Consider the following 10,281-nt stretch of genomic DNA (forward strand, 5'->3'; position numbering starts at 1 on the left):
GATGCGCGCAAACAGATGTGGCGCACCAATGAAAAAATGTGACCGTTACAAAGTTTGGCGGGGCGACCGCCAACGTCACGGCGCTGTCCCGCCGACATCTGGCGGTCGAGCGCTCAGCCGGGGGCCCGCTGCCTACGGCAGCTCCCCGGTTCGAGCCCTTTGAAAGGTCCACCGGACCTTTCAATTCGCCTGCGGCGAAGCGGGCTCTCACCCCAACAGCGTCCGCTGTCGCTTGCTCCCGCCCAGCTTGCGCCAGTTGTTGAACCGGTGCGTGGCAGCGGCGAATGAAATCTTCATCTGCTGGGCGACTGAATAACGCGACTTGCCTTCGTCGAACATGCGGTAGCAGCACTCGACGCCTTCCTCGGTCAGTTTGCCGTCCGGCGCCTTGTTGTGCGGGTTGGCGGGATCGAATTTCTCGACCTGCTGCTCGACCAGGCCTCTCAGGCGCTGCAGATCGGCTTCGATGCTGGCGATGAGATCGAGAACGGGCTTGGGATCATAGGGGTGCGGACGCTGTTTTGCCGTCATCTGCGGTTTCCTCATTCTTGGCTTGGCCCGACTATATAGGTGAACATTCAGTGATAATGAAGGCCTTGCCCCGCGCGCGGATTTCAACAATTCTTGACCGCCTGCAATTGACCGACGGCGCGTCAAACCCTAGTTTAGAATTGTTCTAAACTAGGGTGAATTCCTCATGCTTTCCCGCGTCTTCGGCTTCGGCCGCCGTCCCTTCGAATCGCTCACCGAACAGGAAATCCTGGCGCTGGCCATTTCGTCCGAGGAGGATGACGGACGCATCTACCGCGCCTACGCCGACGGTCTGGCTGAAACCTTCCCGCAATCGGCCAAAGTGTTCGAGGAGATGGCCGAGGAAGAGGATGGCCATCGCGACGCGCTGATCGAGCTTTTCCGCGAGCGGTTCGGCGAGCGCATTCCGCTGATCCGGCGCGAGCATGTGAAAGGCTATTACGAGCGCAAGCCTGACTGGCTGGTGAGACCCCTTGGCATCGAGCATGTGCGCAGCCAGGCCGAAGCGATGGAGCGGCAGGCCTATCTGTTCTATGTCGAGGCGGCCAAGCGGACCACCGACGCCTCGACCCGAAAGCTGCTCGGCGATCTGGCGATTGCCGAGCAGGGGCACGAAACGCTGGCGCAGCGTCTGGAGCAAAAGCACGTGCCGGGCGAAGTGAAGGACGAAGAGGCCGCCGCCGAGCAGCGCCAGTTCATCCTCACCTATGTGCAGCCGGGGCTTGCGGGGCTGATGGACGGGTCGGTGTCGACGCTGGCGCCGATCTTCGCCGCCGCTTTCGCCACGCATGACACCTGGCAGACCTTTCTGGTCGGGCTTGCTGCTTCGATCGGCGCCGGCATCTCGATGGGCTTTACCGAAGTGGCTTCCGACGATGGCAAGCTATCAGGCCGTGGTTCGCCGATAAAACGCGGCATCACCACCGGCGTCATGACATCGGCGGGTGGCCTTGGCCACGCATTGCCCTATCTCATCCCGCATTTCTGGACGGCGACAGGTGTCGCGGCGGTCGTGGTGTTCTTCGAACTGTGGGCGATTGCCTTCGTCCAGAACCGCTACATGCAGACCCCTTTCCTGCGTGCCGCCTTTCAGGTGGTGCTGGGCGGCGCCCTGGTATTTGCGGCGGGCGTGCTGATCGGGAATGCTTGAGCGCGGTTCTCCCTTCTCCCTCAGGGGCGAAGATAGAACCCTCACCCATTCACCGCCCGACTGTCTGCCGGCGCCTCGTCCCGATCCGTCAGCCCATAGTCGCGCACCACATGAGCGATACGCAGACGGTAGCCGGCAAAGATGCCGCCGCGGCCGGCCTTCTGCGCCTGCCGGTGTTCGTCGGTGTTGCGCCAGGCCTTCACCGCCTCCTCGTCGCGCCAAAAGGACAGCGACAGGATACGGTTCGGGTCGACCAGACTCTGGAAGCGCTCGATGGAAAGAAAGCCGTCGATGCCGTCGAGCAGCGGCCGCAAGTCGGCGGCGATGCTCAGATACGCATCGCGCCTGCCCGCCGCCGGCTCGACCTCGAAGATGACGGCAATCACGGCAGCACCAGTTTCGCGTGCGGGCCTGACGCCAGTTTCAGGAACATGCGATCCTCCTTCACAATGAATCTTTCGCGCTTGGCGAACTCGTAGTTTGCCTTGCCGGCGGGATCGGCGGCAAGTCGGGCGCGATAGGCTTCGTAGGCTGCCAGGCTGTCGATGTTGTAGGCGGCGTAGGCGGTCGTCGCCGAGCCCTCATACGGCGCGAAGTAGCCGATCAAATCGGCGCCGCAGCGCGGAATGGCCTGGCCCCAGTTGCGCGCGTACTCCTCGAAGGCCGGCTTGCCGAACGGGTCGATCTCGTAGCGGATGAAGCAGGTGATGGTCATCGTGGTCTCCTTGGGTTTCTGCGTCGATAGTTCGAGCGGCGTCGAAACGTCGTCCCGCTTGATCTGCTAGGCAGTGGTAGGCGGTCATGCCAGCCAGAAGGATTTCGCGCATTCGCGGCGCGTCCTGTGGTGTCAGGCCAAGGTCGTGAGGCAAATGATCGTCGATCTCGGCAAGGTCGAGACGCTGCAGATGGCGATCAGCGGGTCAGCAGCCGCGGGCGCAACCAGGAACGATTGACGGCGGGGGAGAGTGCAGAGGGGAAGAGCGGTTCGCGCGGGCATCGTCGTCGCCTTGATCTGGTCGGAGGATAGTGGTTATCTGACAAGAATGCTTCGATGAGGAACGAACTATGCGTGAAGGACCCGACATCGCCCGCGTCGCCAGCCTGGTCGGCGACCCGGCGCGGGCGAACATGCTCAACGCACTGATGGGCGGCACGGCTTTGACGGCAAGCGAACTGGCGCTCGAGGCCGGCGTCTCGCTGCCGACCGCCAGCTCGCATCTGGGCAAACTGATGGAAGGCGGGCTGCTCACGGTGGCGAGCCAGGGCAGGCATCGCTATTACGGCCTCGCCGGACCGCAGGTCGCGGGCATGATCGAAGCAATCACCGGTGTCGCGGAGGCGGTTGGGCCGAAGCGTGTGCGGCCGGGTCCCCGCGACGGCGCCATGCGCGTGGCACGCGTCTGCTACGATCACCTCGCCGGCGAGCGGGCGGTGGCGATGCTCGACCGTCTTGTCGCCAAAAAAATTCTTCTGCGCGACGACAAGGAGATCAGGCTTGGGCCGGCGACCGCCTCGCATTTCGCCGCCATCGGCATCGATGTCTACACCAAGCCGCGCAGGCCGGTGTGCCGCGCCTGCCTCGACTGGAGCGTGCGGCGCTCGCACCTCGCCGGCACGCTCGGTGCCGCCATTCTCGACAAGATACTTTTGGAGAAATGGGCACGCCGCGAGAAGAACAGCCGCGCGGTCATTTTCTCGCCGCCGGGCAAGCAGGCTTTCGAGAGGGTGTTTTTGAGGTGAGAGTCGGTGGGACAGCGCCCCCCTCTGCCCTGCCGGGCATCTCCCCCTCAAGGGGGGAGATTGGCAGTTTCATCGTCTCGCTCGCCTTACAGCGTTGATAGTTGGCGAAAGCGCCGGAGCGCATAATCTCCCCCCTTGAGGGGGAGATGGCCGGCAGGCCAGAGGGGGGCCATGACAGAGCGCTACGTGCGCTGGATCACTCCCGTTTCAACACCTTCCCCCGCTCGAAAAAATCCGCCCACGGATCGGCCTGCGTCAGCTGCTTCAGCGTCGTCTTGTCTCCGATCGGGAAGGCATTCGGCGCCAGTCCGGCCTCGATCTCGGCCCAGGTCACCGGCATCGACACGGTGGCGTTCTTCTTGGCGCGCGACGAATAGGGCGCGACTGTCGTCGATCCCCTGCCATTCCGCAGATAGTCGACGAAGATCTTTCCCGTGCGCGCCTTTTTCGACAGCGTCGCCGTGTAACGGTCGGGGGCAGCCTGTTCGAGCGCACGGGCAAAATCATGGGCGAAGGGCTTAACCGCCTCCCAATCGGCCGAGGNGGCCGAGGGTTTCAGCGGGACCAGCACATGAAAGCCCTTGCCGCCGGAGGTCTTGACGAAATTCGGCAGCGACAGCTCGTCGAGCTTGCCCCTGATATCGAGCGCCGCCTCACGCACCGCCTTCACGTCGACGCCTTCATCGGGATCGAGATCGAAGATGATCTGGTCCGGCTGTTCAAGCTTGTCGATGGTGCAGCCCCAGATGTGGATCTCGACCACGCCGTATTGCACGAGCGCCGCGACGCCGTCGAAATCCCGGATGAACAGGATCTCCTCGCCGTCGGTCGGGTCCTTCATGCGGGCGATCTTGTCGCTCATGCCGGCCGAGGCATGCTTCTGGAAGAAGCGTTGCCCGCCGACGCCGTCCGGTGCGCGCACCAGGCTGAGCGGCCGGTTGACGACGAATTGTTGCATGCGCGGCCAAACCTGCGCGTAGTGGTCGAGCAGCGCTTGCTTGGATATTTTTTCGTCGGGCCACAGCAGCTTGTCGGGATGCGAGAGTTTGATCGCGGTCGTCATCGACCCGGAGGGTTTGGCCGCGCTGCCGGCCGCAGACCTGGCCCTGGCCGCGCCCTTGCCTGTCGCTGCCTCGCCTGTCGACGCCTTCGGCTTTTCTTGCACGACTTCCTCCGCCGGCTTGTCCTCGCGCAGTCCCTGGAACGAGGCATGGCGTATTATACGGTCGGACGTCCAGCTGCGAAACTCCACTTCGCCGACGAGTTCCGGCTTGACCCAGACCAGTCCCTTGCCCTTGGGCACGGCGGCGGAGAAGGGTGAGGCAGTCGCCTTCAGCCGGTCCAGCTTTGCCTTTAGCTCATTGGCGCCCTTGCCGGAGAAGCCGGTGCCGACGCGTCCGGCATAATGCAGTTTGCCGCCCTCGTGGAAGCCGACGAGGATCGAGCGCAGTCCGCGTCCGGTCTTGTCCGACGGCAAATACCCTCCGATGACGAATTCCTGCCGCGCCGTGCATTTCGACTTCACCCAGGTGGGGCCGCGTCCACTGCGATAGGGCGCATCGGCGCGCTTGGAGACGACGCCTTCGAGCCCCATGCGGCAGACATGCTCCAGCATGATGTTGCCGGGTTCGGCGAAATGGTCGCTGAAACGGACTGCTGCATTCTCCGGCTGCTTACCGAGCAGGTCCCGCAAGGCCTGCTTGCGTTCGACCAATGGTTCGGCGCGCAGGTCTTTGCCGTCAAGGCGCATCATGTCGAAGACATAGTAGAGGAAGCGATCCGTCCGCCTGGCTGAGAGATCGGCTTGCAGCAGCGCAAAGGACGAAACGCCGCTGTCGGCCAGCACGACGATCTCGCCGTCGATGATGGCGTCGCTGCACTTCAGTCCGGCGAGTTCAGCGATGATCTCGTCGCCGAACTTTGCGGTCCAGTCGAGACCGGTGCGGGTCAGCAGCCGCGCATCGGTGCCGGCGATCTGCGCCTGCATGCGATAACCATCGAACTTGACTTCGTGCAGCCAGTCCTTGCCCGGCGGCGCATCCCGTTCCAGCGTGGCCAGCTGCGGCTCGATGAAGTCGAGTTTCTTGCCCCCGGCCTTCGCCTTGCCGACGACCGGCTTGGTTGAATGCCAGATCTTTGGCTCCTTGCCTTTGGCGGTCTTGCCTTCGCCGACTTCTTCGATCGTCAGGCCCGACTTCACCGATTCCGGTGCCTCCTTGAGAATGTCCTCACCTGGGCGGGCCGCGGCATCGTCCGATTTGATCAGCAGCCAGTTGTCGTGNAGTTCAGACGTGTGCTCTTCCGATCTCCTGGGCGGGCCGCGGCATCGTCCGATTTGATCAGCAGCCAGTTGTCGTGTTTTTCTCCCGCACGTGGCTTCAGCCGCACCAGGTGCCAAAGGCCGTGCAGCTTATGCCCCTTTAGTTCGAAGCTGATATGGCCCTTCTTCATCGCCTTGGCCGGGTCGATCTCGGGGGTCCAGGTACCCTCGTCCCAGACGATCACCGAACCGCCGCCATATTCGCCCTTGGGGATTGTGCCTTCGAACGGTGCATAGTCGATCGGATGATCCTCGACATGCACGGCCAGCCGCTTCTCATGCGGGTCGAGGCTCGGGCCGCGCGTCACCGCCCAGCTCCACAGCACGCCGGCATGTTCGAGGCGAAGGTCGTAATGCAACCTTGTCGCGGCGTGCTTGTGGATGACGAAGATACCGCCAGCCTTGGTCTTCTTGTCGCGAGAAACCTTGCCGGCCGGTTCAGCCGTCTTCTTGAAATCGCGCTTGGAATGATACTGTTCGAGGCTGGCCATCTCTTGATATCCTAAGACTGACTTACGCTTGGCGACTGACTTACGCTTGGCGCGCCGGCCTTCGACAGGCTCTTCTTCATCAAGTCGAACGAAGGCTTGGGGGCGGCCTTCGCCGTGGGCCCAGCGACAGCCTCGGATGGCCTTTCCCGGCCAGGCGCGGCGCCATGATATCTTCCCTTCCAGAACCCGAATGAAGATGAACGGGCAGAGGCCGCTCCAGTTCCGCCATGCGCGACGTCGACGGCGCGAAGGCCGCCTTCCGGGATGGTCGCGCCAGCACGGAAATTTCCCAGGCGCGGCAAAAGCTGAAACAGAATCGCGCGCAGGCGGCATTCGAACGAAACATATGTGATGCAAAAGTCACATTGGCCGGAATGCCGACCAACTGCACGGAAAGACCCCGAATCAGCCGCATTCCAGCCACGAAGCAAGGCCTTTTCGACCAGATCTTAACATCACGTTCACCGACTATTCACGCCTCGACGCTATGATGACCGCAATTCGGAAGGGACATCCGAAAATCGGGACAGGGACCAGGTAAATGAACTTCCTCGCGCACCTCATCGGCTATGCCGCCGTCATCCGCGAATTCGTCGCGCCGACCTATCGGCCCGAGCGCTATTACATGCGCGGCCCCGGCCCGGCCTGCGCCCGTCGCGGCAACTCGCTGGGCGCGCACTGATCATGACTTTCGAGAGCCGCCACGACAGCCGGATCTGCAGGCCCGCTGCCTCAACCCGCGCCACCACCTATCGCGCCGAGCGTCCCGCTCTCGCCGACAGGCGGCGTGCGACATCGCCACGGCTTTGATGCCGCCTCCGGCTGGCTTAGTGTCATAGGGCACAAGCAGTCGAGGCTCGCGTGACCGACCTTCCCCAGTCAAGCAGTCCCTCCGAAACATCCTTCGATGCACGCCATCCGCTGATCGTCTTCGATGGCGTCTGCGTGCTGTGCTCCGGCTTCGTGCGCATGGAGGTCAGGCTCGACCGCCAAAGCCGTTTCCGCTTCGCCACCGCGCAGTCGCCGTTTGGCGAAGCGCTGTTCAGGAAGCACGGGCTGCGCACGGACTCCTACGAAACCAATCTGGTCCTGATCGACGGCATCGCCTTCACGCGGCTCGACAGCTTCGTTGCCGTCATGTCGGAACTCGGCTGGCCGTGGCGGGCGATAAAGGCTTTGCTGTTGCTGCCGCGCCCGCTGCGAAACTGGCTCTACGATTGCATCGCCAGGAATCGCTACACCCTGTTCGGCAGGAAGGACAGTTGCGAGATACCCGCACCCGAGCTGCGGGGACGAATGATTGGCTAGGGGGTCAAGTCGGCAGGAGATTTCACGAGGCCGTCGAAAACGGCCGCTTCCACTTCCATGTCGAGATTTCCCATCCGCTCACCGGCCTGATCGTGCGCTATCGGGCTGACTCGTGCCGTCCGATCCGCATGGTTCCAGCACGATCGCGCCACCGGTCGCCTTGCCAAATTCTCGGCAGCCCTGAGCCGTGCACAGTGTCCAGCCGTCGCCGGTCGCGCCGGAGGCGGCAAGCACGACGCGCCGCTGCGGGACGACATCAGGCGCATAGACCCACCAGCCGTCGCGCAGCACTGCGCCTTCCGGCGGCTCCATACCGGCGCCCGAGCCCCTGATCCGCGCCTCGATCACCTGCAGGCCGGTAGGTACCACCGTCCAGTCTTCCTCCCAGAGCGTTCGTTCCACCGAATGCGTCCAGGACAGCGTGAAGGCGGCAACGGAGAGAGTCACCGTCTTGCCGGCCGCCAGGATGCACAGGCTCATGCTGAGATCGATGCTTGCCGCGCCCGCCAGCAATGCCAGCCGATCCAGGCAAGCGACAGCGCCCAGCCGGCTTCGTCGGTGAGCGGCACCGCCGCGACCAGAAGCACGCCGGCGGCGAAGGCGACAAGTCGCTCCCACCACGCCATGCGCCTGGCAAGGAAGCCGACCGCGGCAGCGCCCCACAGCGCGATGCCCATGCACGCCTTGGCGACGATGTAGGCGACCTCGACGGGATAGCCGAACTGGGCGGCGATCGGCCCGGCGTCCTGCAGCATCAGCGCCGGCGTATAGACCGCCATGAACGGCACGACGAAGCCGGCAATGGCGAGTTTGGTCGCCTGGATGCCGATCTTGAGGCCGCTCTCCTTGGCCATGGGGGCGGCGGCAAACGCGGCCAGCGCCACCGGCGGCGTCAGGTCGGCCATGATGCCGAAATAGAAGACGAACATGTGGCTGACCAGCAGCGGCACGCCGAGCGACAGCAGCGCCGGCCCGGCCAGCGACGAGGTGATGATGTAGTTGGGAATGGTCGGAATGCCCATGCCGAGCACCAGGCAGGTGACCATGGTCAGCACCAGCGACAGGAACAGATTGTTCTCGCCGATTGAGATGATCCAGCCGATGAAGGTCGAAGCGATGCCGGTCAGCGTCAGCGTGCCGACGACGATGCCAACGATGGCACAGGCAATGCCGACCGGCAGCGCGTTCTTGGCACCTTCGGCGAGCGAGTCGACGCAGATCCGCAGCGTCTCGCGGCCGCCCCTGGAGGTGAAGCAGGCGACGACCAGCGCGGCGATGACGAGGCCGAGGAGGTTGACGCCGAACTTCATGAACAAGGCGGCGGCGAGCCCGAGCGCCAGCCAGAAGACGACACGGAAGGCGAGCGGCCCGATCGCTGCCGCCAGCGGCGTACCGAGGATAAGCACGATGGTCAGCGCTAGGCCCATCGTGCCGGCGAAGATCGGCGTATAGCCGGCGAACAAAAGATAGATGAGGGCCGCAAGCGGCAGCACCAGCGGCCAGTGTTGTTTCACCGCGTCCCACGGGTTGGGCAGGTCCGCCTTGGCCATGCCATGCAGGCTGGCCTTGCCGGCTTCCAGATGCACCTGCCAGAAGCAGGCGCCGAAATAGAGCAGCGCCGGGATGATCGCTGCCTTGACCACTTCGGCATAGGGCACGTTCAGCGTCTCGGCCATGATGAAGGCGACCGCGCCCATCACCGGCGGCATGATCTGGCCGCCCATCGAGGAGGTTGCCTCGACGGCGCCGGCGAAAGCCGCGCGGAATCCGAAGCGCTTCATCAGCGGGATGGTGAACTGGCCGCTGGCCACCACATTGGCGACGCCCGAGCCGGAAATGGTACCCATCAGCGCCGAGGACAGCACGCAGACCTGCGCCGGGCCGCCGCGCCAGGTGCCGACAAGACCGAGCGCGAAATCGTTGAACAGCGCAATCATGCCGGCGCGTTCGAGAAAGGCGGCGAAGACGACGAAGATGAAGATGTAGGCGGCTGAAACATAGATCGGCGTGCCGTATATGCCTTCGGTGCCATAGGCGAAGGTGTCGACGAGTTGGGCGAAATCATAGCCGCGATGGACGAGCGGCGGCGGCAGATGGTTGCCGACGAAGCAGTAGGCGAGGAAGATGAAGGCGATGACCGCCAGCGGCAGCCCCATCAGCCGCCTGGCGGCCTCGAAGACCAGCACCACCAGCACCGCGCCGACGATCAGGTCCGGCGTGGTCAGGAAGCCGGAGCGGCGGATGAGGTCTGTATAGAACACCCAATTGTAGAGTCCGGTGCCGAAGCCGAGCACGCCGAGCGTCCAGAACACGGCTTTTGCCGGCATACTTTTGGCGCGCAGATTGGCGATCAGGCCGAAGCCGAGCAGCAGCAGGAAGCCGACATGCATGGCTCGCACCACCTGGCTCGGAATGCTGCCATAAGCGGCGACGTAGATCTGGAACACGGAAAAGGAGACGGCGATGAGAAAGGCGGCCTTGCCGGCGAGCCCTTCGCCGAAGCCCGGCGGCAGGCCTTCGACCTGCTCTTCGGCGCCGGGGAGATGGAAGGTGGCGGATTTGCCGTCGGTTGTCGTTCCAGGCGTTGATTCGCTCATCCGACGCACTCCAAAGCGAGCGAATTGCATTGCGAGGCGCCCCCCTCTGGCCTGCCGGCCATCTCCCCCTCAAGGGCAGGGGAATCGCATATGAGTAAGAGTAAGTCTTGCGTTGAGTGGAAAGGTTGATTCTTTAGGGGCCTT

Annotated in this window: 10 protein-coding genes; 5 read left to right on the plus strand and 5 right to left on the minus strand. The window is 63.7% G+C overall.

Going from position 1 to position 10,281, the window contains the following annotated elements:
* Window positions 1-207: 207 nt before the first annotated feature.
* Window positions 208-531: a hypothetical protein gene (locus X744_RS143470; RefSeq protein ID WP_031261100.1), complete on the minus strand. Its 324-nt coding sequence runs from the start codon at window positions 529-531 to the stop codon at window positions 208-210.
* 166 nt (window positions 532-697) lie between these two features.
* Between X744_RS143470 and mbfA the strand changes: the two genes are divergently transcribed.
* The gene (gene mbfA / locus X744_RS143465) at window positions 698-1,681 is read left to right on the plus strand and encodes an iron exporter MbfA (protein ID WP_023762247.1); all 984 of its coding nucleotides are present in this window, start codon (window positions 698-700) and stop codon (window positions 1,679-1,681) included.
* 41 nt (window positions 1,682-1,722) lie between these two features.
* On the opposite strand, the gene X744_RS143460 is transcribed toward mbfA, so the two are convergent.
* The gene (locus X744_RS143460) at window positions 1,723-2,067 is read right to left on the minus strand and encodes an antibiotic biosynthesis monooxygenase (protein WP_023762248.1); all 345 of its coding nucleotides are present in this window, start codon (window positions 2,065-2,067) and stop codon (window positions 1,723-1,725) included.
* The gene (locus tag X744_RS143455) at window positions 2,064-2,396 is read right to left on the minus strand and encodes an NIPSNAP family protein (RefSeq protein WP_023762249.1); all 333 of its coding nucleotides are present in this window, start codon (window positions 2,394-2,396) and stop codon (window positions 2,064-2,066) included. The genes X744_RS143460 and X744_RS143455 overlap by 4 nt, the downstream gene beginning before the upstream one ends.
* 350 nt (window positions 2,397-2,746) lie before the next feature.
* Between X744_RS143455 and X744_RS143450 the strand changes: the two genes are divergently transcribed.
* The 4 genes from X744_RS143450 to X744_RS143445 all read left to right on the plus strand — a co-directional run bounded on the left by X744_RS143450 (window position 2,747) and on the right by X744_RS143445 (window position 7,540).
* On the plus strand, window positions 2,747-3,421 hold the full coding sequence (locus X744_RS143450) for a winged helix-turn-helix domain-containing protein (protein ID WP_023762251.1): 675 nt from the start codon (window positions 2,747-2,749) through the stop codon (window positions 3,419-3,421).
* 3,038 nt (window positions 3,422-6,459) lie between these two features.
* Window positions 6,460-6,723 carry a hypothetical protein gene (locus X744_RS0138275; RefSeq protein WP_031261101.1) on the plus strand — a complete coding sequence of 88 codons (264 nt, stop codon included), beginning with the start codon at window positions 6,460-6,462 and terminating at the stop codon, window positions 6,721-6,723.
* Between the two features lie 50 nt (window positions 6,724-6,773).
* On the plus strand, window positions 6,774-6,914 hold the full coding sequence (locus X744_RS1000000172700) for a hypothetical protein (RefSeq protein ID WP_023762254.1): 141 nt from the start codon (window positions 6,774-6,776) through the stop codon (window positions 6,912-6,914).
* Between the two features lie 179 nt (window positions 6,915-7,093).
* Window positions 7,094-7,540 (plus strand): DCC1-like thiol-disulfide oxidoreductase family protein, encoded by a 447-nt coding sequence (locus X744_RS143445; protein ID WP_023762255.1) that lies wholly within the window; start codon window positions 7,094-7,096, stop codon window positions 7,538-7,540.
* A 78-nt stretch (window positions 7,541-7,618) separates the two neighbouring features.
* Here the strand turns inward: X744_RS143445 and X744_RS143440 are convergent, their stop codons facing one another.
* Entirely contained in the window at window positions 7,619-8,020 is a 402-nt protein-coding gene (locus X744_RS143440; protein ID WP_023762256.1) for a DUF1850 domain-containing protein, read from the minus strand.
* A complete protein-coding gene (locus X744_RS143435) occupies window positions 8,017-10,137 on the minus strand; it encodes a TRAP transporter permease (protein WP_023762257.1) in 2,121 nt (706 codons plus the stop codon). Before X744_RS143435 ends, X744_RS143440 begins: the two co-directional genes overlap by 4 nt.
* Between the last annotated feature and the right edge of the window lie 144 nt (window positions 10,138-10,281).

The sequence above is a fragment of the Mesorhizobium sp. LNHC252B00 genome (genome assembly GCF_000502955.1).
Classification (GTDB): domain Bacteria; phylum Pseudomonadota; class Alphaproteobacteria; order Rhizobiales; family Rhizobiaceae; genus Mesorhizobium.